This window comes from Pseudomonas sp. ANT_H4 (assembly GCF_008369295.1).
In the GTDB taxonomy this organism is placed as follows: Bacteria; Pseudomonadota; Gammaproteobacteria; order Pseudomonadales; family Pseudomonadaceae; genus Aquipseudomonas.
This window is the reverse complement of sequence record NZ_VOBG01000003.1, coordinates 317,340-338,485: the sequence shown is the minus strand read 5'-3', so window position 1 is coordinate 338,485 and position 21,146 is coordinate 317,340. Positions and strand designations below refer to the sequence as shown.

The 21,146-nt window shown below is 60.8% G+C and carries 23 protein-coding genes; 16 read left to right on the top strand and 7 right to left on the bottom strand.

Annotated features, from left to right (window positions below):
• Positions 1–20 precede the first annotated feature (20 nt).
• The 14 genes from FQ182_RS06125 to ureC all read left to right on the top strand — a co-directional run bounded on the left by FQ182_RS06125 (position 21) and on the right by ureC (position 13,026).
• A complete protein-coding gene (locus FQ182_RS06125; protein ID WP_149411100.1) occupies positions 21–809 on the top strand; it encodes an ABC transporter ATP-binding protein in 789 nt (262 codons plus the stop codon).
• Positions 806–1,753 (top strand): ABC transporter substrate-binding protein, encoded by a 948-nt coding sequence (locus tag FQ182_RS06120; RefSeq protein WP_149411101.1) that lies wholly within the window; start codon positions 806–808, stop codon positions 1,751–1,753. Before FQ182_RS06125 ends, FQ182_RS06120 begins: the two co-directional genes overlap by 4 nt.
• The gene (locus FQ182_RS06115) at positions 1,750–2,760 is read left to right on the top strand and encodes an iron ABC transporter permease (protein WP_149411102.1); all 1,011 of its coding nucleotides are present in this window, start codon (positions 1,750–1,752) and stop codon (positions 2,758–2,760) included. The genes FQ182_RS06120 and FQ182_RS06115 overlap by 4 nt, the downstream gene beginning before the upstream one ends.
• A gap of 204 nt (positions 2,761–2,964) precedes the next feature.
• The gene (gene urtA, locus FQ182_RS06110) at positions 2,965–4,230 is read left to right on the top strand and encodes an urea ABC transporter substrate-binding protein (RefSeq protein WP_149411103.1); all 1,266 of its coding nucleotides are present in this window, start codon (positions 2,965–2,967) and stop codon (positions 4,228–4,230) included.
• A 93-nt stretch (positions 4,231–4,323) separates the two neighbouring features.
• The gene (gene urtB, locus FQ182_RS06105; protein ID WP_149411104.1) at positions 4,324–5,826 is read left to right on the top strand and encodes an urea ABC transporter permease subunit UrtB; all 1,503 of its coding nucleotides are present in this window, start codon (positions 4,324–4,326) and stop codon (positions 5,824–5,826) included.
• Positions 5,826–6,902, top strand: coding sequence for an urea ABC transporter permease subunit UrtC (gene urtC, locus FQ182_RS06100; RefSeq protein ID WP_149411105.1), 1,077 nt, complete (start codon positions 5,826–5,828; stop codon positions 6,900–6,902). The genes urtB and urtC overlap by 1 nt, the downstream gene beginning before the upstream one ends.
• Entirely contained in the window at positions 6,902–7,762 is an 861-nt protein-coding gene (gene urtD / locus FQ182_RS06095; protein WP_149411106.1) for an urea ABC transporter ATP-binding protein UrtD, read from the top strand. The genes urtC and urtD overlap by 1 nt, the downstream gene beginning before the upstream one ends.
• A gap of 173 nt (positions 7,763–7,935) precedes the next feature.
• Entirely contained in the window at positions 7,936–8,634 is a 699-nt protein-coding gene (urtE, locus tag FQ182_RS06090) for an urea ABC transporter ATP-binding subunit UrtE (protein WP_149411107.1), read from the top strand.
• Between the two features lie 30 nt (positions 8,635–8,664).
• The gene (locus FQ182_RS06085; protein WP_149411108.1) at positions 8,665–9,504 is read left to right on the top strand and encodes an urease accessory protein UreD; all 840 of its coding nucleotides are present in this window, start codon (positions 8,665–8,667) and stop codon (positions 9,502–9,504) included.
• Positions 9,505–9,547: 43 nt separating this feature from the next.
• On the top strand, positions 9,548–9,850 hold the full coding sequence (locus tag FQ182_RS06080; RefSeq protein WP_133101479.1) for an urease subunit gamma: 303 nt from the start codon (positions 9,548–9,550) through the stop codon (positions 9,848–9,850).
• A 9-nt stretch (positions 9,851–9,859) separates the two neighbouring features.
• On the top strand, positions 9,860–10,390 hold the full coding sequence (locus FQ182_RS06075) for a GNAT family N-acetyltransferase (RefSeq protein ID WP_149411109.1): 531 nt from the start codon (positions 9,860–9,862) through the stop codon (positions 10,388–10,390).
• Between the two features lie 6 nt (positions 10,391–10,396).
• On the top strand, positions 10,397–10,930 hold the full coding sequence (locus FQ182_RS06070; protein WP_149411110.1) for an N-acetyltransferase: 534 nt from the start codon (positions 10,397–10,399) through the stop codon (positions 10,928–10,930).
• Complete coding sequence (locus tag FQ182_RS06065) at positions 10,927–11,235, top strand: urease subunit beta (protein ID WP_149411111.1); 309 nt, start codon at positions 10,927–10,929, stop codon at positions 11,233–11,235. Before FQ182_RS06070 ends, FQ182_RS06065 begins: the two co-directional genes overlap by 4 nt.
• A 90-nt stretch (positions 11,236–11,325) precedes the next feature.
• On the top strand, positions 11,326–13,026 hold the full coding sequence (gene ureC / locus FQ182_RS06060; protein WP_149411112.1) for an urease subunit alpha: 1,701 nt from the start codon (positions 11,326–11,328) through the stop codon (positions 13,024–13,026).
• A 26-nt stretch (positions 13,027–13,052) separates the two neighbouring features.
• Here ureC and FQ182_RS06055 read toward each other — a convergent pair whose 3' ends face one another.
• Both FQ182_RS06055 and FQ182_RS06050 read right to left on the bottom strand, forming a co-directional pair.
• Positions 13,053–13,361 (bottom strand): chaperone modulator CbpM, encoded by a 309-nt coding sequence (locus FQ182_RS06055; protein WP_149411113.1) that lies wholly within the window; start codon positions 13,359–13,361, stop codon positions 13,053–13,055.
• Positions 13,362–13,363: 2 nt separating this feature from the next.
• Positions 13,364–14,308: a DnaJ C-terminal domain-containing protein gene (locus tag FQ182_RS06050; RefSeq protein WP_149411114.1), complete on the bottom strand. Its 945-nt coding sequence runs from the start codon at positions 14,306–14,308 to the stop codon at positions 13,364–13,366.
• A 299-nt stretch (positions 14,309–14,607) separates the two neighbouring features.
• Between FQ182_RS06050 and FQ182_RS06045 the strand changes: the two genes are divergently transcribed.
• Entirely contained in the window at positions 14,608–15,876 is a 1,269-nt protein-coding gene (locus FQ182_RS06045) for an Hsp70 family protein (protein ID WP_149411115.1), read from the top strand.
• Between the two features lie 132 nt (positions 15,877–16,008).
• Here the strand turns inward: FQ182_RS06045 and FQ182_RS06040 are convergent, their stop codons facing one another.
• From FQ182_RS06040 to FQ182_RS06025, 3 genes are all read right to left on the bottom strand, one after another.
• Positions 16,009–17,022: an AI-2E family transporter gene (locus tag FQ182_RS06040; protein ID WP_133101471.1), complete on the bottom strand. Its 1,014-nt coding sequence runs from the start codon at positions 17,020–17,022 to the stop codon at positions 16,009–16,011.
• Between the two features lie 176 nt (positions 17,023–17,198).
• A complete protein-coding gene (locus FQ182_RS06030; RefSeq protein WP_149411117.1) occupies positions 17,199–17,501 on the bottom strand; it encodes a PsiF family protein in 303 nt (100 codons plus the stop codon).
• A gap of 71 nt (positions 17,502–17,572) precedes the next feature.
• Positions 17,573–18,361 carry a helix-turn-helix transcriptional regulator gene (locus FQ182_RS06025; RefSeq protein ID WP_149411118.1) on the bottom strand — a complete coding sequence of 263 codons (789 nt, stop codon included), beginning with the start codon at positions 18,359–18,361 and terminating at the stop codon, positions 17,573–17,575.
• 97 nt (positions 18,362–18,458) lie between these two features.
• On the opposite strand from FQ182_RS06025, the gene FQ182_RS06020 reads away from it, so the two are divergent.
• Complete coding sequence (locus tag FQ182_RS06020) at positions 18,459–19,349, top strand: DMT family transporter (protein WP_149411119.1); 891 nt, start codon at positions 18,459–18,461, stop codon at positions 19,347–19,349.
• On the opposite strand, the gene FQ182_RS06015 is transcribed toward FQ182_RS06020, so the two are convergent.
• Positions 19,346–20,236, bottom strand: a complete 891-nt coding sequence (locus FQ182_RS06015) for a triacylglycerol lipase (RefSeq protein WP_149411120.1) — start codon at positions 20,234–20,236, stop codon at positions 19,346–19,348. The two genes, FQ182_RS06020 and FQ182_RS06015, sit on opposite strands and share 4 nt — an antisense overlap.
• 144 nt (positions 20,237–20,380) lie before the next feature.
• Positions 20,381–21,022, bottom strand: a complete 642-nt coding sequence (locus FQ182_RS06010; RefSeq protein WP_149411121.1) for an FMN-dependent NADH-azoreductase — start codon at positions 21,020–21,022, stop codon at positions 20,381–20,383.
• Between the last annotated feature and the right edge of the window lie 124 nt (positions 21,023–21,146).

Sequence of the window (21,146 nt, the reverse complement as noted above, 5' to 3'; positions counted from 1 at the left end):
GTACAACCGATAGGAAACCAATGACCTCACTCAACCTCACCCAACTCGCCTGGACCCCATTGGGTCACGGCCACTGTCATCACCAGTTCCAATTGCGTGACGCCAGTTTGCAGGTGGGTGCCGGGGAGTTTGTCGGGTTGATCGGCCCCAATGGCAGCGGCAAGACCAGCTTGTTGCGCTGCGCCTATCGGTTCAGCAAACCAGAAAGCGGCGAGGTACTGCTCGACCACCAGAACGTCTGGAAACAAACCTCTCGCTGGTGCGCCCAGCGCATCGCCGTGGTGCTTCAGGAGTTTCCCGATGCCTTCGGTTTACGGGTGGACGAGGTGGTTGCCATGGGCCGCACGCCCCACAAGGGATTGTTCGACAGCGACACCATAGAAGACCAAAAGCTGATTCAACAGGCCCTCGAATCCGTCGGCCTGCTGGGCTTTGAAGACCACGCTTTCGCCACCCTCTCCGGCGGTGAAAAGCAACGGGTTATTCTCGCCCGTGCCCTGGCCCAACAACCGCAACTGCTGATCCTCGACGAACCGACCAACCACCTCGACCCGCGCTACCAGCTTGAGCTTTTAAAGCTGGTCAAACGCCTGAAGATCGGTACCCTGGCCAGCATTCACGACCTGAACCTGGCCGCCGCATTTTGTGATCGCCTGTATGTGATCAACCACGGGCGCATCGTCGCCAGCGGCACGCCTCACGAAGTGCTGACCGTCGAGCTGTTGCGCGAGGTATTCGGCGTCGAGGCGCTGATCGACACTCATCCCCTGTCCGGCTACCCCCGAATCACCTGGATAACCCAACCATGATCCTGCGCTCCCTGCTGTCCATCGCTTTGTTGTTCAGCGCTTCCCAGGCCTTCGCCGAAGCGACCCATTACCCGCTGAAAATCCAGAGCTGCAACCGCGAAGTGACCTTCAAGCAAGCGCCCAAACAAGCGGTCAGCCACGACATCAACATGACCCAGATGATGCTCGCCTTGGGCCTCAAGCCGCATATGGCCGGCTACAGCGGCGTCACTGGCTGGAAGTCGGTAACCCCACAAATGGCACAGATCCTCGACGGCCTGCCGGAGCTGGCGAGCAAGTACCCGTCAGTGGAAACCCTGCTCAACGCCAACGTCGATTTCTTCTTCGCTGGCTGGGACTACGGTATGCGCGTGGGCGGTGACCTCACCCCGCAAACCCTGCAACCCCTGGGCATCAACGTCTATGAGCTGACCGAATCCTGCGCATTTGTCATGAAGCGCCCGGCGGCCACTCTTGAAGACACCTACAACGACCTGCGCAACCTGGGCAAGATTTTCGACGTGCAAGACCGCGCCAACACGCTAATCGCACAGATGCAGGAGCAAGTCGCCGAGGTGCAAAAAAGCCTGCCCGCTGACAAACCTCGCGTCTTCCTTTACGACAGCGGTGAAGACCGCGCCATGACCTCCGGGCGCCTGGGCATGCCGCAAGCACTGATCGATGCGGCCGGTGGGCGCAATATCCTCGATGACGTCGAAGCCAGCTGGACCCGCATCAACTGGGAAACCGTGGTGGAGCGCAACCCGCAGGTCATCGTGATCGTCGACTACAGCGAAATCACCGCCGAGCAGAAAGAGCAATTCCTGCTGAACAACCCGGCGCTGCAATCGGTGGACGCCATCAAGAACCAGCGCTTCATCGTCATCCCTTACGTGCAAGCCACGCCGGGGATCGACAACGTGCTGGCGGTTGAAACCCTGGCCAAGGGATTCCACGGCGAATGATCAACCGTCGCTACGCCTTGTTGCTCAGTGCCCTTGGTGCGTTGTTGCTGGTCTCCTGCGTGGTCTCGCTGGGGTTCGGCTCAGCGCGGGTGCCGGTGGACGTGGTGTGGCGGATTTTGCTGCACAAGGCCTTCGGTATCGGTGAGATGAACTGGAGCGTCGGCCAGGAACATATCGTCTGGCTGATCCGGGTGCCGCGCATGTTGCTCGGTGCGCTGGTGGGCGCCGGCCTGGCGTTGATCGGCGCGGTGTTGCAGGCGGTAACGCGCAACCCCCTGGCCGACCCGCACCTGCTGGGCGTGACCTCCGGCGCCACCCTCGGCGCGGTGATCGTGGTGCTGCATGTCGGTGAAATCGTCGGCCTGCTGACCCTGCCCATCGCCGCCTTTATCGGTGCGCTGCTAAGCATGATCGTGGTGCTGGCAGTGGCCAGCCGCAACGGTCGCCTGGAAAGTGATCGCTTGCTGCTGTGCGGCGTTGCGGTGTCGTTCGTGATGATGGCGGTGGCCAACCTGCTGCTGTTCATGGGCGATCACCGCGCGGCGTCGGCGGTGATGTTCTGGATGCTCGGCGGTCTGGGGCTGGCGCGCTGGGAGTTGCTGACGGTTCCCTGCGCCACCGTGCTGTTGGGGCTGGTGTTGCTGCTGGGGATGGCTCGCCCGCTGAATGCCCTGATGGCCGGCGAACAGACTGCCGTGACCCTGGGCTTGAACGCACGCAATGTGCGGCTCAAGGTGTTCCTGATCGCCTCGCTGATGACCGGCGTGCTGGTGTCCATCAGCGGTTCCATCGGTTTTGTCGGGCTAATGGTGCCGCACATTGCCCGGCGTCTTGTAGGCGCCGAGCATCGGCGCTTGCTGCCGGTGTGCGTACTTCTGGGCAGCATCTTCCTGGTGTGGGTCGATGTCTCGGCACGCACAATGATTGCCCCGGAGGACTTGCCCATTGGCGTGGCCACCGCGGCCATCGGCGGGCTGTTTTTCATAGGGTTGATGCGCAAGCGCTGACACCCGGCAGCTACCGCCCCGTTGTAGCGCACGCTTGCGCACCAACACTCCTCCCCTGCCTGCTCATGGTGCGCCGCTGCCGGCCACCACGGTGCAAAACCGACTATTTCCTGCCTTGTGCCGACTAGGCACACCCCTTGCAACTACCCACTCAATGCCCGTATCTGCCCCCACATAACAACGTTGAGTCATGGAGATTGCACAATGAAGCGTCGCAGCTTGATCAAGGCTTTCACTCTGTCGGCATCCATCGCCGCCATGGGCATGACCTGGACTGTCCAGGCCGCCGAGACCATCAAGATCGGTATCCTGCACTCGCTGTCCGGGACCATGGCCATCTCCGAAACGTCCCTCAAGGACATGGCGTTGATGACCATCGACGAGATCAACGCCAAGGGTGGCGTGAACGGCAAGATGCTGGAAGCGGTGGTGGTGGACCCGGCATCGAACTGGCCGCTGTTCGCCGAGAAAGGCCGGCAGTTGCTGACCCAGGACAAGGTCGCGGTGGTGTTTGGTTGCTGGACTTCGGTGTCGCGCAAATCGGTACTGCCGGTGTTCGAAGAGCTCAACGGCCTGCTGTTCTACCCAGTGCAATACGAAGGCGAAGAAATGTCGCCCAACGTGTTCTACACCGGTGCCGCGCCTAACCAGCAGGCGATCCCGGCGGTGGAATACCTGATGAGCGAAGAAGGTGGCAGCGCCAAGCGCTTCTTCCTGCTGGGCACTGACTATGTGTACCCACGCACCACCAATAAAATCCTGCGTTCGTTCCTGCATTCCAAAGGCGTGGCCGACAAGGACATCGAAGAGGTCTATACCCCGTTCGGTCATGCCGATTACCAGACCATCGTCGCCAACATCAAGAAGTTCTCCGCCGGCGGCAAGACTGCGGTGATCTCCACCGTGAATGGCGACTCCAACGTTCCGTTCTATAAAGAATTGGCCAACCAGGGCCTGAAAGCCACCGACGTTCCAGTGGTGGCCTTCTCCGTGGGCGAAGAAGAGCTGCGCGGCATCGACACCAAGCCGTTGGTGGGCAACCTCGCGGCGTGGAACTACTTCCAGTCGGTGGAAAACCCGGTAAACAAGAAATTCGTGGCTGACTGGAAAGCCTACGCCAAAGCTCACAACCTTCCGGGCGCGGACAAAGCCGTGACCAACGACCCAATGGAAGCCACCTACGTCGGTATCCATATGTGGGCCCAGGCTGCTGAAAAAGCCAAATCCACCGACGTCGACAAGGTCCGCGAAGCCCTCGCCGGCCAGACCTTCGCCGCGCCATCGGGTTTCATCCTGACCATGGACAAGACCAACCACCACCTGCACAAGCCGGTGATGATCGGCGAGATCCAGGCTGACGGGCAGTTCTCTGTGGTGTGGCAAACCAACGAGCCGGCCCGTGCCCAACCCTGGAGCCCGTACATTCAGGGCAATGACAAGAAGCCTGACTATGCCGTGAAGAGCAACTGAGCCACGGAGACTGGCCAATAACCTGTGGTGAGGGAGCTTGCTCCCTCACCACAACAGCCCGGCTCCCACATTGTCCGCGCAAGGCCCACTGATATGCCTACTGCCCTTTACCGCTTCATCCTGGCCGTCCTGTTTGTGCTGCCATTGGCCGCACACGCAGGCGATGCCGACGATTTCCTGGCAGCCAACCCGACCCAACAAGCCACGCTGCTGCAAGACTGGGCCGCCCAGCCCGATCTGGCCCGCATCGAGTTGGTCAACGCGCTGCAACAAGGCCAACTCACGGTCAACGGCGAAACCAAAAACGTACGCCTGAACAACCGCCTGCGCGGCCTGATCGACAACGTGCAAGCCAGCCAGCAACTGCTCGCCGCCGATCCCAGGATTCGCCAGGCCGCAGCGCAAACCCTACAAAAAAGCGCCCAACCTGCGCAGCTGAAATTGCTCGACCAGCAACTCGCCGCTGAGACCAACGACGACGTCCACGCCGCCCTGAGCCTGGCCCTGGCCAACCTGCAACTGGTGGACACCGACCCGGCCGTACGCCTGGCCGCCGTGCGCCTACTCGGCAACACCGGCGATCCGCTGGCCCGCACCCGCCTGGAAAGCCTGCTGGCCCCAGGCGTGGAAACCGACGCCGCCGTGCACACCGCCGCCGAAACCAGTCTGGCCCAGGTCAAGCGCAAACTGCTGGTGGGCGAAATCCTCGGCCAGGCCTTCAGTGGCATGTCCCTGGGTTCGATCCTGCTGCTGGCGGCCCTCGGTTTGGCGATCACCTTCGGCTTGCTCGGGGTGATCAACATGGCCCACGGCGAGATGCTGATGCTCGGCGCTTACTCCACCTATGTGGTGCAGTTGCTGATGCAGCGCTACGTGCCCCAGGCCATCGAGTTCTATCCGCTGATCGCGCTGCCGGTGGCGTTTTTTGTCACCGCCGCCATAGGCATGGCCCTGGAGCGCACAGTGATTCGTCACCTCTACGGCCGGCCCTTGGAAACACTGCTCGCCACCTGGGGCATCAGCCTGATGCTGATCCAACTGGTGCGCCTGGTGTTCGGTGCGCAAAACGTCGAAGTGGCCAACCCAGCCTGGTTGTCGGGCGGAATTCAAGTGCTGCCCAATCTGGTGCTGCCGTACAACCGCATCGTCATCATCGCCTTCGCCCTATTTGTGGTGGTGCTGACCTGGCTGCTGCTGAACAAGACCCGCCTGGGCCTCAATGTGCGAGCAGTGACCCAGAACCGCAACATGGCCGCCTGCTGCGGCGTACCCACCGGGCGCGTCGACATGCTCGCCTTTGGCCTCGGTTCCGGCATCGCAGGCTTGGGTGGCGTGGCCTTGAGTCAAATTGGCAACGTCGGCCCGGACCTGGGCCAGAGCTACATCATCGACTCGTTCCTGGTGGTGGTGCTCGGCGGCGTCGGCCAGTTGGCCGGCAGCGTCATGGCCGCTTTCGGTTTGGGGATCACCAACAAGATTCTTGAGCCGCAGATCGGCGCCGTGCTCGGCAAGATCCTGATCCTCGCGCTGATCATTCTGTTTATCCAGAAACGCCCGCAAGGACTCTTCGCACTGAAAGGACGGGTGATCGACTGATGAACCAGCCATTAATACTGACGGCCACGCAAAAGGCCGGTCCCAAGGTGACGATTGCCGTCGGTGTGGTGATCCTGACCCTGCTGCTGGCCCTGCCGCTGTGCTCCCTGCTGTCGCCGGAAAACCCGCTGCACGTCTCGGCTTATACCCTGACGCTGGTGGGCAAGATCCTCTGCTACGCCATCGTCGCGCTGGCCCTGGATCTGGTCTGGGGTTACGCCGGGATGTTGTCCCTGGGCCACGGCTTGTTCTTTGCCCTCGGTGGTTACGCCATGGGCATGTACCTGATGCGCCAGGCCTCTGGTGATGAACTACCGGCATTCATGACCTTCCTGTCATGGACTGAGTTGCCGTGGTATTGGGTCGGTACCAATCACTTCCTCTGGGCGATGTGCCTGGTGGTGTTGGCGCCGGGGTTGTTGGCGCTGGTGTTCGGGTTCTTCGCCTTCCGCTCGCGGATCAAGGGCGTGTATTTCTCGATCATGACCCAGGCGTTGACCTTCGCCGGGATGCTGCTGTTCTTTCGCAACGAAACGGGCTTTGGCGGCAATAACGGCTTTACCAATTTTCGCAGCATTCTCGGCTTTGGCATCACCGAACCGGGAACGCGAGCAGTGCTGTTTTTCGCCACCGTGCTGTTGCTGGTAGCGAGCCTGTACATCGGCTGGCGCCTGGCGCAAAGCAAGTTCGGCCGGGTGCTGACGGCGCTGCGCGATGCCGAGAACCGTCTGATGTTCTGTGGCTACGACCCGCGCGGGTTCAAGTTGTTTGTCTGGGTCTTGAGTGCGGTGCTGTGTGGCCTGGCGGGTGCGTTGTATGTGCCTCAAGTAGGGATCATCAACCCCAGCGAAATGTCACCGACCAATTCTATTGAAGCTGCCGTGTGGGTGGCCCTGGGCGGTCGCGGCACGTTGATCGGTCCGCTGCTGGGCGCAGGGGTGGTCAACGGCATGAAGAGCTGGTTTACCGTGGCCTTCCCCGAGTACTGGCTGTTCTTCCTTGGAGCCCTGTTCATCATCGTTACCCTGTACTTGCCCAAGGGTGTAATCGGTCTGCTGAAGAAGAGGGGCGAATAATGAGAGTCACTGCAACGGCTGAGTTCATGCTCGAACCGATCCTGGAACCCAACAAGGACCAAGGCACCAGCCGCGACGCCATTGGCCTCGGCCAGGCGGCGGGCAAGGGCCTCAATACCCGCCACGGCACCATCCTGACCCTGGAAGATATCAGCGTCAGCTTCGACGGTTTCAAGGCCCTCAACGACCTGAACCTGTATATCGGCGTCGGTGAACTGCGCTGCATTATCGGCCCCAATGGCGCGGGCAAGACCACGCTAATGGACGTGATCACCGGCAAGACCCGACCCAGCCACGGCAAGGCCTGGTTCGGTGAAACCCTGGACCTGACATCGCTGAGCGAAGTGCAGATCGCTCAGGCCGGGATCGGTCGCAAGTTCCAAAAGCCTACGGTGTTCGAAGCCCTGAGCGTGTTCGAAAACCTGGAGCTGGCGCAGAAGACCGACAAGTCGGTATGGGCCAGCCTGCGGGCGCGCCTGAGTGGTGAACAGAGGGATCGCATCGACGAAGTGCTGGACACCATTCGCCTCACCGCCTCGGCCCATCGCCCGGCCGGCTTGCTGTCCCACGGTCAGAAGCAGTTCCTGGAAATCGGCATGTTGCTGATGCAAGACCCGCAACTGTTGCTGCTGGACGAACCGGTGGCGGGCATGACCGACGCCGAAACCGAATTCACCGCCGAACTGTTCAAGCGCCTGGCGGGCAAGCATTCGTTGATGGTGGTGGAACACGACATGGGCTTTGTCGGCTCGATTGCCGACCATGTGACGGTGTTGCACCAGGGCAGCGTGTTGGCCGAAGGGTCGCTTGCACAGGTGCAGGAAAATGAGCGGGTGATCGAGGTGTATCTCGGTCGCTAACAGGCGCTGTTTGTGGCGAGCGGGCTTGCCCGCGTTGGGCTGCGAAGCGGCCCAAAAACCAAACGCCGCGTTCTAACTGACGGTATGCGGTGACTCTATTGAGGCTGCTACGCAGCCCAACGCGGGCAAGCCCGCTCGCCACAATAGGCTCTGAAATTGAGGAGATTTTGAACATGCTGCACGTCGACAAGTTGCACCAATACTACGGCGGTAGCCATATCCTGCGGGGCCTTTCGTTTGACGTGAACGTCGGCGAAGTCACCTGCCTACTGGGCCGCAACGGCGTGGGCAAGACCACGTTGCTCAAATGCCTGATGGGCCTGCTGCCGGCAAAAGAGGGCGCAGTGAACTGGGAAGGCCAGACCATCACCGGCTTCAAGCCGCACCAGCGGGTGCACGCGGGGATCGCCTACGTACCCCAGGGCCGGGAGATTTTCGGGCGACTGACCGTGGAAGAAAACCTGTTGATGGGCCTGTCCCGCTTCCCTGGCACCGAAGCCAAGGAAGTCCCGGCTTTTATCTACGAATTGTTCCCGGTGCTGCTGCAAATGAAACAACGCCGGGGCGGCGACTTGTCTGGCGGCCAGCAACAGCAACTGGCGATTGGCCGAGCGCTGGCCAGTCGTCCGCGCCTGTTGATTCTGGATGAGCCCACCGAAGGCATCCAGCCGTCGGTGATCAAGGAAATCGGCGTGGTGATCAAAAAGCTCGCTGCCCGTGGCGACATGGCGATCCTGCTGGTGGAGCAGTTCTACGATTTTGCCGCCGAACTGGCTGATCAGTACCTGGTGATGTCACGGGGTGAAATCGTCCTGCAGGGCCGTGGAGAAAATATGGAAGCCGACGGTGTACGCGGCCTGGTTACCATCTAATCTGTAGCGTCCTGACAATAAGCACTGACCATGAACCTGCCTGTATCCCCCGCCCTGTTCACCCCCAACTGGCATGCCGAGCTTACACTGGCCTACGCGCGCTTTGGCGACACCACGCGCCCGGTCCTGCGCCGCCACAAGGGCCCTCTGCGGGTACAAAAGCACCTGTACGCCGAAGGCCTCGAGGTGTGCCAGCACATTATCGTCCACCCGCCGGGCGGAATTGCCGGGGGTGATAGGCTGGACATCAACGCCCATGTCGGCGAAGGCGCCTGGGCGCAACTGACCAGCCCCGGGGCCGCCAAGTGGTACCGCGCCGGCGGCCCGGCCTATCAACAGCTGGAATTATCGGTCGAAGCCGGCGCTACCCTGGAATGGCTACCCCAGGAAACTATCGTGTTCAGCGCCGCCCAGGCCGAACTCACCACGCGCATTGCCCTGCAAGGCGACGCCCGGCTGTTCTACTGGGACGTGGTGGCACTGGGACGACCGGCCAGCGGCGAGCGCTTCGACCTTGGGCACTTCCAGTCCCACCTGGATATCCGCCGCGACGGCCAGTTGCTCTGGCACGAACGCCAGCGCATTGTGGGCGGCGACGGTTTGCTCGACTCGCCGATTGGCCTGGATGGGAAATCGGTGTTTGCCACGTTGTTGGTGACCGGTGAAATCGACAGTGACTTATTGGAACAGTGTCGCTCGCTGCCCCATGCGGTGCGCGGCGACCTGACGCAATTGCCCGGCTTGCTGGTGGCACGCTGCCTGGCCAGCGAAGCCTTGCTGGCGCGGGGCTGGCTGATTGAATTGTGGCGCTTGCTACGCCCGGCGTTGCTTGGGCGTGAGGCGTTGGAACCGAGGATCTGGAACACATGAACAACACGCATTCTTTAAATTGCCCAAAAGCGGACTTCGAACGATGGACCTGACCCCTCGGGAAAAAGACAAACTGCTGATCTTCACCGCAGGCCTGGTGGCCGAGCGGCGATTGGCGCGCGGTGTGAAGCTCAACTACCCGGAAGCCATGGCGTATATCTCGGCAGCACTGCTGGAAGGCGCCCGCGATGGCCGGACCGTGGCCGACTTGATGTATTTCGGCACCACCCTGCTCAGCCGTGAGCAAGTGATGGAAGGCATCCCGGAAATGATCCCGGATATCCAGGTAGAAGCCACCTTCCCCGACGGCACCAAACTGGTGACCGTCCACCAGCCCATCGCCTGAGGCCCAGCCATGTCTATGCTGATTCGTGATGCAGTACACGGCGACCTCCCGGCAATCCGCGATATCTACAACGATGCCGTGCTCAACACCATGGCGATCTGGAACGAGCAACTGGTGGACCTGAGCAATCGCCAGGCCTGGTTCAGTGCGCGCCAGGCGCAGTTCTACCCGATCCTGGTGGCGGTCGAAGACAATCAGGTGCTCGGCTACGCTTCATTTGGCGATTGGCGGCCCTTCGAGGGATTTCGCCACACCGTCGAGCACTCGGTGTACGTGCGCAACGACCAGCGCGGCAAGGGCCTCGGTCCACGCCTGATGGAAGCCCTGATCGAGCGGGCGAAAACCTGCGACAAACACGTAATGGTCGCCGCCATCGAAAGCGGCAACCAGGCGTCGATCTGCCTGCATGAGCGCCAGGGCTTCACCATCACCGGGCAGATGCCGCAAGTGGGCACCAAGTTCGGCCGCTGGCTGGACCTGACCTTTATGCAACTGACGCTTAACCCCGGCGCGGAGCCGCCAGCCGTAGACAAGGAGTAACAACCGATGAACGCCGCCCACCTGCGCCTCGTCAATGCTGAAAGCTTTGCCCATTACCGCCAGGGCTTGATTGAGCTGTTGCTGGACGCCGTGCAGCACGGCGCATCGGTCGGCTTCATGGCCGACCTCGACGAAGCCCAGGCCCGCAGCTATTTCAATAGCGTGCAGGCCGGCATCGAAGACGGCAGCCTATTGCTGTGGGCGGTGGTTCGCGATGAACAGGTACTGGCCAGCGTGCAACTGGCGCTGTGCCAGAAAGCCAACGGACTGAACCGCGCCGAGGTGCAAAAGTTGCTGGTACTCAACGAGGCACAACGCCGTGGCCTGGGCCAACAATTGATAAATGCGCTGGAGCGAAGCGCTCGCCAGTACAAGCGCGGCCTGCTGTACCTGGACACCGAAGTCGGCTCACCGGCTGAAGCGTTCTACCAGTCTCAGGCCTATATCAAGATCGGGGAACTGCCCAACTACTGCCAAAGCCCGGACGGACGCTACAGCTCGACCGCCATCTACTTCAAGACCCTGGGACAACCTGAATGATTCCTGGCGAATACCGAATCCGGCCTGGCGACATTGAACTCAATGTCGGCCGCCGCACCCTCAGCCTGAGTGTGGCCAACAGCGGCGACCGGCCGATCCAGGTTGGCTCGCATTACCACTTTTTCGAAACCAACGACGCACTGACATTTGATCGTGCGGCCAGCCGTGGCATGCGCCTGAACATAGCAGCGGGCACGGCGGTGCGGTTTGAGCCGGGGCAGAGCCGCGAGGTGGAGCTGGTGGACTTGAGTGGCTTGCGCCGGGTGTATGGCTTTGCCGGGCGGATCATGGGCGACCTGGATTGAACAGATTTGTTTTGCCTAGCGGGCCTGCCACACAAACCGGTTTGCCAGAATAAATCAGTGTAGAACCTCATCTATGCGCAAGGATTTCCAATGAAAATCTCCCGCCAAGCTTATGCCGACATGTTCGGCCCCACCGTCGGTGACAAGGTCCGCCTGGCCGACACCGAGCTGTGGGTCGAAGTGGAAAAAGACTTCACCACCTACGGCGAGGAAGTGAAATTCGGCGGCGGCAAAGTGATCCGCGATGGCATGGGCCAAAGCCAACTGCTGGCCGCGGAAGTGGTCGATACCCTAATCACCAACGCGCTGATCATCGACCACTGGGGCATCGTCAAGGCCGACGTTGGCCTTAAAAACGGCCGCATCGCCGCCATCGGCAAGGCCGGCAACCCGGATATCCAGCCCGGCGTGACCATCTGCGTCGGCGCCAGCACCGAGGTGATTGCTGGCGAAGGCATGATCCTTACCGCCGGCGGTATCGACACCCACGTGCACTTCATCTGCCCACAGCAAATCGAGGAAGCGCTGACCAGCGGCGTCACCACGATGATCGGCGGCGGCACCGGCCCAGCCACCGGCACCAATGCCACCACCTGCACCTCGGGCCCGTGGCACCTGGCGCGGATGCTCCAGGCATCAGATTCGTTCCCGATGAACATCGGTTTTACCGGCAAGGGCAACGCCAGCCTGCCGCAGCCATTGATCGAACAGGTCAAGGCCGGCGCCATTGGCTTGAAGCTGCACGAAGACTGGGGCACGACGCCGGCAAGTATCGACAACTGCCTGACGGTCGCTGACCAGTACGACGTGCAAGTGGCGATCCACAGCGACACCCTCAACGAATCCGGCTTCGTCGAAACCACCCTCGCCGCCTTCAAGGGCCGCACCATCCACACCTACCACACCGAAGGCGCCGGGGGCGGACATGCGCCGGACATTATCAAGGCCTGTGGCTTGCCCAACGTGCTGCCCAGCTCTACCAACCCGACTCGGCCGTTCACCCGCAACACCATCGACGAACACCTGGACATGTTGATGGTCTGCCATCACCTGGACCCGAGCATTGCCGAAGACGTGGCCTTCGCCGAAAGCCGCATCCGCCGCGAAACCATCGCCGCCGAAGACATCCTCCACGACCTCGGCGCGTTCTCGATGATCAGCTCCGACAGCCAGGCCATGGGCCGCGTCGGCGAAGTCATCACCCGCACCTGGCAGACCGCCGACAAGATGAAAAAGCAGCGCGGCCCGCTGCCGGGTGACGGAGAGGGCAACGACAACTTCCGCGCCAAGCGCTACATCGCCAAGTACACCATCAACCCGGCGATCACCCACGGTATCAGCCATGAAGTGGGCTCCATCGAAGTGGGCAAGTGGGCCGATCTTGTGCTGTGGCGCCCGGCGTTCTTTGGCGTCAAGCCAACCCTGATTCTCAAGGGCGGAGCGATTGCCACAAGCCTCATGGGCGACGCCAACGCCTCGATCCCCACGCCGCAACCGGTTCACTACCGGCCGATGTTCGCCAGCTTTGGCAGCTCGCTGCACGCTACCAGCCTGACCTTTATCAGCCAGGCGGCACTGGCGGACGGCTTGCCACAAGCACTGGGATTGAAGAAGCAGATCGCGGTGGTCAAAGGCTGCCGGGGCGTGCAGAAAACCGACCTGATCCACAACGACTACCTGCCGAACATCGAGGTCGACCCGCAGACTTATCAGGTCAAGGCCGACGGGGTACTGCTGTGGTGTGAACCGGCGGATGTGTTGCCAATGGCCCAGCGGTATTTTCTGTTCTGACCGGTCATCGGCAGGCGTGAGCCGCGTCAGGGGTTTTGCACCAACCGCCCCAACCGCTGCTTGAGCATCTGGTTCTCGGACCGCAGTAGCTGGACCTCTTCGAGCAGGTCCAGCGCCAGGGCGACGCCTTCCCATTCCAGCTCCAGGTCCTTGCGCAGCGCCGATGCCCGCTTGGCCACAGCCAACTCGTAATCGGTAAAACGCCAGGACTCGGGACTCGCCCCCTCCGGTTCAAGGATGCCGTGTTCGACGATCTCGATCACGTAGGCCACCGACAAATCGGTGGCCTCACAAAACTCGGTCATGTTCACTTGAACCACGTGGGGACTGCTCATCGTTAGCTACTCCATGATTCTCTCGGATCGAAAGCGGCCTTGTTCGCCAGCTCCTGCCACAACGCCTTGACCTCGTCGTCGGCGCTTTTGGGCATGACCGCCTTGAGTTGCACAAACAGATAACCGCGCTGCCCGGCCTTGTTCAGCAAGCCGTGGCCCTTGGCGCGCATGCGCTGGCCGTTCTGGCTGCCGGCCGGCACTTTCAGGTTGATCTTGCCGGTGAGGGTCGGTACCGCGACTTCCGTGCCCAGTACCAACTCCCACGGAGCCAGCGGCAGGGTGATGATCAGGTTTTCACCTTCCACATCGAATTTCGGATGAGGCGCAAACTTGATGATCAAGTACAGATCGCCATTGGCACCGCCGCCAATGCCCGGCGCGCCCTGGCCCTTGAGGCGGATGCGTTCGCCGTCGGCCACACCGGCCGGGATCTTCACGTTCAGGCTTTTGGTGGTGTTGCTGACGTGCTGGCCTGCCGCGTTGTACTGCGGCACCTGGAAGTTGATCGGCTTGGACTCGTTGGACAGGGTCTCTTCCAGGAAGATCGGCAATTCCATTTCCACATCTTGTCCTCGACGCCCGGCACTATGGCCCTGGGCACCACCAAAGCCATTGCCACGCGAGCCAAAGATCGAGCTGAAGAAATCCGAAAAATCGCCGGCGTCCTGATTGCCGCCATAGCCGCCACGGCTCTGCCAGCCTGGAGGGCCCTGGAACGGCTGGCCATGCTGACCGTATTTGCGCAAATCGTCGTATTCGGCGCGTTTGTCGGCGCTTTTCAGCGCTTCATAGGCTTCGGACGCGTCCTTGAACTTGGCTTCGGCATCCTTTTCCTTACTGACGTCGGGATGATATTTACGTGCCAGCTTGCGATAGGCCGCCTTAATCGCCTTGTCGTCCGCTGTCGGCTCTACGCCGAGAATCTTGTAATAGTCTTTGAAGTCCATCGGGGGCATCACCATCCGTTATCGATATCGCACTGCCAGCGGCACAGCATGCGCCTGTTTGCGGCGTTTGGATTGACCGATCTCAATCTTGTGACCGAGGGGTGCGTCAGAAGTTTATCGGCGGCGTGACGAACAATCTTGATAAATGCGTCAGCCACCAACCGTATGGAGGGGATTTGGGGGCAAACGCTGACCTTTCAAGGTAACAAGTCCGTTGTATTTAGCGGATAGTCGGCCTACGCATCTGAACGTGGGTGGCATACACTGCGCGGCCGTTTTTCAACCGGAACCCGAAAGACATGAAAAACCTATCCCCAGCCCGTGCCTGTGGCATCGACTTTGGCACGTCCAACTCCACTGTCGGCTGGATCCGCCCCGGCATGGAAACGCTTATCGCGCTGGAGGACGACAAAATCACCCTGCCTTCGGTGGTGTTCTTCAACTTCGAAGAGCGCCGCCCTGTCTACGGCCGCCTTGCGCTGCACGAGTACCTAGAAGGTTACGAAGGCCGCCTGATGCGCTCGCTCAAGAGCCTGCTGGGTTCCAAGCTGATCAAACACGACACCAGCATTTTGGGTACGGCCATGCCGTTCAAGGACCTGTTGGCGCTGTTTATCGGCCAGTTGAAGCAGCGCGCCGAAACCACCGCCGGGCGTGAGTTCGAAGAAGTGGTGCTGGGCCGCCCGGTGTTTTTTGTTGACGACGACCCGATGGCCGACAAGGAAGCCGAAGACACCCTGGTGGACGTCGCCCGCAAGATCGGTTTCAAGGAAGTCTCCTTCCAGTACGAGCCGATTGCCGCTGCGTTTGACTATGAGTCGACCATCGAAAAAGAAGAGCTTGTCCTGATTGTCGATATCGGCGGCGGTACTTCTGACTTCTCCCTGGTGCGCCTGTCGCCTGAGCGGCGCGACCTGGACAACCGCCACGACGATATTCTCGCCACCGGCGGCGTGCACATCGGCGGGACCGACTTCGACAAGCAACTGAGCCTGCAGGGCATGATGCCGCTGTTCGGCTACGGCAGCCGCATGAAAAGCGGCGCCTATATGCCCACCAGCCATCACATGAACCTGGCGACCTGGCACACCATCAACTCGGTGTACTCGCAAAAGACCCAGTTGGCCTTGGGCAGCATGCGCTACGACATCGAGGATACCGGCGGCATCGACCGCCTGTTCAAGCTGATCGAGCAACGTGCAGGGCACTGGCTGGCGATGGAAGTGGAAGAAACCAAGATCCAACTGACCCGCGACGAGAGCCGCCATGTGCTGCTCGACCGGGTCGAGCCGGGCCTGAGCGTTGAGTTGAGCCGAGCGTTGTTCGAGTCGGCCATCGATAACCTGCTCGAACGCATCCGCAACAGCGTCACCCAATTGCTGGACGATGCCTCGGTGGATGTGGCCCAAGTGGACACGGTGTTCTTTACCGGCGGTTCCAGCGGCATTCCGGCGCTGCGCCACAGTGTGTCGGCGATGCTGCCGAACGCGCGGCATGTGGAAGGTAATATCTTTGGCAGTATTGGCAGTGGTCTCGCGATTGAGGCGAGCAAGCGCTACGGGTACTGACTAGGAGCAGCTTTACGCTGTAGGAGCGAGCTTGCTCGCGAAGGTGGTGAACGCTAACGCGGGCTTGCTGGTTAACCGCGGCGCTCTCGAGTTTTTCGCGAGCAAGCTCGCTCCTACAGCTTGCCGCTGCTCCTAAACCATCCCCCCAAGCTTCAACTCACTCTTCAAGTACGCATAGTAAATCGGCCCCGCCACCACCCCCGGCAGGCCGAAGGCTGCTTCGAACACCAACATCGCCAACAGCAACTCCCAGGACTTGGCACTGATCTGCCCGCCGACGATGCGTGCGTTAAGAAAGTATTCCACCTTGTGGATCACAATCAGGTAACCCAGCGCCGCCACGGCGACCCAAATCGACAGCGACAGCGCGACGATGGTGATCAGGGTGTTGGACATCAGGTTGCCAATCACTGGCAGCAAGCCCAGCAGGAAGGTCAGCACGATCAAGGTTTTGGTCAGCGGCAGGTGAATCCCGCACAGCGGCAGGACCACGGCCAGGAACACGGCGGTGAATACCGTGTTGAGCGCGGCGATCTTGATCTGGGCGAAGACGATGTTGCGAAAGGCCTGGACCAGCAGATGCAGGCGATCGAACAAGGCCGCCGCCAGGGGTTTGCGCTTGGTCAGATCCGGCACGCGCTGCAAGGCCATGATCGCCCCCAGGACCATGCCGATCAGCAGCGTCACAAACATGTGCGCCGCGTCCTTGCCCACCAGTTGCAAATCGCTCAGGTGCTTACTGACCCATTCGCCGATGGCGATGCGAAATTCAGCGGCGCTGGCGGGCAGGTAGGCATCGAGGAACGGCGGCAGTTGCCCACGCGCCTGGTCTACCACGCCCATGAATTTATCCAGGGACGCCCCGGGATTTTCCGCTTCGTGCAGCAGGAAACTGATGGCGCCGGCAAAAACCAGCGCCAGCACGCTGACGATCAAGGTGCCCAGCAATGCCACCGCCAGCCAGCGCGCGCGCCGACCTTCGATCAACCGCTGCAACTGCGGGGTGAGCATATTGACCAGTTCAAAGACCAGCAGGCCAGCCAAGAGGCTGGGCAGCAGCTTCAACGGCAGTACCAGCAATAACCCGCCGAAAATGATGATGTAGCTGGCCAGTAACAACACATGACGCTGAGAAAACGTTGGCATACAGCCTCAAAACGAACGGCGTTAAAGGATGCTGTAGGAGCGAGCTTGCTCGCGATGGGCGTTAACGATAACGCGCTCATTCTGAATAAACGCACTGATCTTACGTTCATCGCGAGCAAGCTCGCGCCTACAGAGGGCTGTGTGCGAGTGTCGCAGCCTTCTATGGCACGAGGCTATTATTTCTTCAGGCAGGTGCTCATAAAGGTCTTGCGCGCATCACCTGCCAGGGCTTTGATCTTGGCAGTGGCATTGCAATCTTTCATCTTCTGCTGCTGGGGAGTCAATGTCTTGGCATCGTTGGCAGCCGGAGCGGCCTTGAGGCAGGTGCTCATGTAGGCTTTGCGCTCATCACCCTTGAGCGTCTTGGTGGTGGCTTCGGCGTTGCAGGTGGTCATTTTGTTTTGCTGGGCAGTTGCAGCAAAACCCTGGGAACAGATCAGCAGGCCCATCATCAACAACGGAATACGCAACATCTTCATGGAGTTTTCTCCCTGTTACCGTGCCGAGGAGCACGGCCTCCCCTGCAGTGTAGACAAAGCCTGTTACACCTTCACCTGCTACGTATATTCGTCCGTCGATAGTGCTCCGGCGTGCAGCCGGCCTGGCGCTGAAACATGGCGATAAAGGCCGACGCGGTGCTGTAGCCCAAGTCAAAAGCCACTTCCTGGACGCTACGGGTGCTGTCCAGCGCTTCGATGGCCACCAGGAAGCGCAGGCGCTGGCGCCACTCGCCGAAACCCATGCCCAGTTCGCGAACAAATTGCCGGGCCAGGGTGCGCTCACTGACATGCACCTGGACCGCCCACTGCGCCAACGGCCGGTTGTCGCCAGGCGCAGCCTGCATCCCTTCCAGCACGCTGAGCAGGCCGGGGTTGCTGGCGTAAGGCAGGAAACAATCATGCACCGGCGCCTGCTTGAGTTGGTCCACCAAAACCTGGGCCAGGCGCACGTCGGCATCGTTCTGAGGGATGTTCACGTCGCGCTCGGCGAAATCACTGAGGATCGCCTTGAGGATGTCACTGATGGTCAGGGTGCTCGGCACGTTGGGCAGTTGTTCGCAGAGTTCCGGCGCCAGATACACCGAGCGGTAGACAATCGCCTGGGCGTTGTAGGAACTATGCTGGGTGTTCGGCGGAATCCACACTGCGTATTGCGGCGGCGACATGAAGCGGCTGCCGGCCACTTCAAAGCGCATCACGCCACGGGCCGAGTAATCCAGGGAGCCCCAGGCGTGCTGGTGGGCACTGGCGTGGGTGTCGGCCTCGAACTCGGAGTAGCGGAAGTACACCGGGGCCGGCAGCGCAGCGAAATCGGGAAGGTTGATGTACTTCTTGCACATATTGTCTGGATTCAAAGGTCGGATGGCCGGATCGAAGTATAGGCTTCGATCCAGACAAAGGATAATCATCGCTCGCTAACGTTTCTGGTTCCTTTCGATGCAATACGCTTATCCGTTACTGGCCATTTTTATCTGGGCTGGCAATACCGTGATCAACAAGCTCGCGGTGGGTTCGATCTTCCCCGCCGAGATCGGCTTTTACCGCTGGCTGCTGGCGGGAATTCTGTTCACCCCGTTCATGCTCAAGCCGGTCATTGCCAACTGGCCGTTGATTCGCCCCAACCTGGGCAAGATTTTCATCCTCGGTGTGCTGGGCATGGCGGTGTATCAGAGCCTGGCGTATTACGCGGCAACCCTGACCACGGCCACCAACATGGGCATCATCCTGTCGCTGATGCCGCTGATGACCCTGGCCGCCGCCATCATCAGCCTCGGCCAGAGCCTGACATTGGGTGCATTGACCGGTGCAGTGCTGTCGTTCGCCGGGGTGCTGGTGGTGGTCTCGTCCGGCAGCCTTGGCGCGCTGCTGCGACATGGGCTGAACCTGGGTGACGGCATGATGCTGGTGGCCACACTGGCCTACGCGATCTACAGCACGCTGCTGAAAAAATGGCAGTTGCGCCTGCCACCGCTGGTGCTGCTGTATTTGCAGGTGCTGGTGGCGGTGGTGGTGCTGTTTCCGCTATTCCTCGTATCCGAAAAAACCGGACTAGGCTGGTCGAATATCCCGCTGGTGCTGTACGCCTGCCTGCTGGCCTCGATGATCGCACCCTTGGCCTGGATGCATTCGGTCAAGACCCTGGGCCCAAGCCGCACCACATTGTTTTTCAATCTGCTGCCATTGATTACCGCGCTGATTGCGGCGGTGGTGTTGAAGGAGCAGTTGGCGCTGTATCACTTGGTGGGCGGAGTGCTGACCTTGGGTGGGGTGATTTTGTCGGAGCGCTGGACCACGCCGATTGGGGGCAAGGTCAGGGTTGCTGGCTAAATCCCGGCAGCCTTCAACCGCTGGGCATGCTCAGTAAACAACCGGATCGGTTCCGCGCCCTTGCCCACCAGCCCCAGTGACTGGTTGACGATATCGAAGTGGTCCAGCGGGTAGTTATCGCCGATCACCGTTCCCAAGTGCGAACTGTAGCGCCCGACCATGCCGTCACACTGGCCTTTCTCCCGGACGAATGTGCGGGAAAACAACCGGCAACTGCGGTTCGTGCCGTCCAGCAGGTTGCGCCCGCGATCGGTTTTGCCCGGCTGCAAGGTGCCGGACCAGGAGTAGTAACGCACCCCGTTGACCTCCCCAGCGCCCTGCCCGCCCCAGGTATCCGGCAGCCCCTGGGGATACTGGCGATTGAACAGGGCCACGCCTTCACTGGTCAGCGACTGATGAGAGGCGTGGATATCCGCCGCAAAACGCGGACCGCGGTAACCGGTTTCCAGCAGGCTCATCACGGCACCGATCAGACGTAGCACCACACTCATGATTCGGCCCTTGGCGCTGTTGGCCGGGTAATGGCTATGGATGTGATCCGCCAGTTCCGAGCCATGATTGGGGCCGGCCACCGACGTCACCGACGCCACCCACTCAGGACGCTTTGCCGCCGCATAACGCGCCGTCAGCGAGCCCTGGCTATGGCCGATCAAGTTGACCTTATCGGCACCGGTCTCCCGGCGAATCGTCTCGATCTGCGCCAGCAACTGCTCGCCACGCACCTCGCTGGAGTTGAGCGGCGCCACCTGCACCGCAACGACCTGCGCGCCGCCCGCGCGCAACGCCGGGACAATACCGTACCAGTACGGGTACACCACCAGGCGCACAAACCCAAGCATGCCCGGCACCAGTACCAGGGGATAACGTGTTGCCAATGACTGAGGCATGGGACGAACGTCCTTGAAAGTGAGCCGATGAGCGCCATCCTAGACGAACCACCGGCAAACCAATATGACGAATTAACGACCAACTCATGACACTACTTGAGCCCCACCACTGCGGCGGTGATCCGCAGAAAAGTCCAGGCCTCCTCAGAACGCCCGCGCCAACACGCGCAACTGGCGCTCGGCGTCATCACTGGAGCGGCGGAACGCTTCTGGGACGGACTCTTCACCTTCGGCGGCAATCACAGTGATGTCGTCGATGCCAACAAAGCCCAGGGCTGTGCGCAGGTGTGGATCAGCGTGATTCATCGCTTCGTTCTCGCCCCCCGGACCAAACCCGCTGCCGCCGCGACTGGTGATGATCAGCGCCTTCTTGCCCAGCAGCAAACGCTGGTATTGGGCGCAGCCCTGGCTGTCCTGAGTGACGTTGAAGGTCAGGCCCATGCGCACAATGTGGTCGATCCAGGCCTTGAGCCCGCTGGGCAGGCCGAAGTTGTACATCGGTGTGGAAATCACCAACAGGTCGTGACCGATCAACTCGCCCACCAGTTCATCGCTCAATTGCAGGTCTGCCTGCATGGCCAGGGGGCGCGCATGGGGTTCGGGGTAGAAGTTCGCCGCGACGAACGCTTCGCTGACATGGGGGATAAAGGCCCGGCCGACTTCCCGTCGGGTCAGCCGCGTATCAGGGTTGGCGGTTTGCCAGGTGTCGAGAAACACTTCCGCCAGGCGCCGGGAGTGGGAGCGCTCGCCACGGGGGCTGGCATGGATCGCAAGCATTCTATTCATCTATAAGGCCTTCACGGGCTAGACTCAGGCGACCTGAATGGTCGACTTTCTTACCAGCAAACTAGTGCTGTCGAGTCCACCCAACAAATGAGCAATAGTTACGCAGAATGAAATAAATTCATCC

Bases quoted from the DNA above. Each gene is read 5' to 3' on its own strand.
- FQ182_RS06115 (WP_149411102.1), top strand. From the start codon at position 1,750: ATGATCAACCGTCGCTACGCCTTGTTGCTCAGTGCCCTTGGTGCGTTG.
- FQ182_RS06010 (WP_149411121.1), bottom strand. From the start codon at position 21,022: ATGAATAGAATGCTTGCGATCCATGCCAGCCCCCGTGGCGAGCGCTCC.
- FQ182_RS06070 (WP_149411110.1), top strand. From the start codon at position 10,397: ATGAACGCCGCCCACCTGCGCCTCGTCAATGCTGAAAGCTTTGCCCAT.
- FQ182_RS06080 (WP_133101479.1), top strand. From the start codon at position 9,548: ATGGACCTGACCCCTCGGGAAAAAGACAAACTGCTGATCTTCACCGCA.
- FQ182_RS06120 (WP_149411101.1), top strand. From the start codon at position 806: ATGATCCTGCGCTCCCTGCTGTCCATCGCTTTGTTGTTCAGCGCTTCC.
- FQ182_RS06045 (WP_149411115.1), top strand. From the start codon at position 14,608: ATGAAAAACCTATCCCCAGCCCGTGCCTGTGGCATCGACTTTGGCACG.
- FQ182_RS06050 (WP_149411114.1), bottom strand. From the start codon at position 14,308: ATGGACTTCAAAGACTATTACAAGATTCTCGGCGTAGAGCCGACAGCG.
- FQ182_RS06040 (WP_133101471.1), bottom strand. From the start codon at position 17,022: ATGCCAACGTTTTCTCAGCGTCATGTGTTGTTACTGGCCAGCTACATC.
- urtE (WP_149411107.1), top strand. From the start codon at position 7,936: ATGCTGCACGTCGACAAGTTGCACCAATACTACGGCGGTAGCCATATC.
- FQ182_RS06085 (WP_149411108.1), top strand. From the start codon at position 8,665: ATGAACCTGCCTGTATCCCCCGCCCTGTTCACCCCCAACTGGCATGCC.
- urtA (WP_149411103.1), top strand. From the start codon at position 2,965: ATGAAGCGTCGCAGCTTGATCAAGGCTTTCACTCTGTCGGCATCCATC.
- FQ182_RS06075 (WP_149411109.1), top strand. From the start codon at position 9,860: ATGTCTATGCTGATTCGTGATGCAGTACACGGCGACCTCCCGGCAATC.
- FQ182_RS06020 (WP_149411119.1), top strand. From the start codon at position 18,459: ATGCAATACGCTTATCCGTTACTGGCCATTTTTATCTGGGCTGGCAAT.
- FQ182_RS06065 (WP_149411111.1), top strand. From the start codon at position 10,927: ATGATTCCTGGCGAATACCGAATCCGGCCTGGCGACATTGAACTCAAT.
- FQ182_RS06030 (WP_149411117.1), bottom strand. From the start codon at position 17,501: ATGAAGATGTTGCGTATTCCGTTGTTGATGATGGGCCTGCTGATCTGT.
- FQ182_RS06055 (WP_149411113.1), bottom strand. From the start codon at position 13,361: ATGAGCAGTCCCCACGTGGTTCAAGTGAACATGACCGAGTTTTGTGAG.
- FQ182_RS06015 (WP_149411120.1), bottom strand. From the start codon at position 20,236: ATGCCTCAGTCATTGGCAACACGTTATCCCCTGGTACTGGTGCCGGGC.
- FQ182_RS06125 (WP_149411100.1), top strand. From the start codon at position 21: ATGACCTCACTCAACCTCACCCAACTCGCCTGGACCCCATTGGGTCAC.
- urtB (WP_149411104.1), top strand. From the start codon at position 4,324: ATGCCTACTGCCCTTTACCGCTTCATCCTGGCCGTCCTGTTTGTGCTG.
- urtD (WP_149411106.1), top strand. From the start codon at position 6,902: ATGAGAGTCACTGCAACGGCTGAGTTCATGCTCGAACCGATCCTGGAA.
- urtC (WP_149411105.1), top strand. From the start codon at position 5,826: ATGAACCAGCCATTAATACTGACGGCCACGCAAAAGGCCGGTCCCAAG.
- ureC (WP_149411112.1), top strand. From the start codon at position 11,326: ATGAAAATCTCCCGCCAAGCTTATGCCGACATGTTCGGCCCCACCGTC.
- FQ182_RS06025 (WP_149411118.1), bottom strand. From the start codon at position 18,361: ATGTGCAAGAAGTACATCAACCTTCCCGATTTCGCTGCGCTGCCGGCC.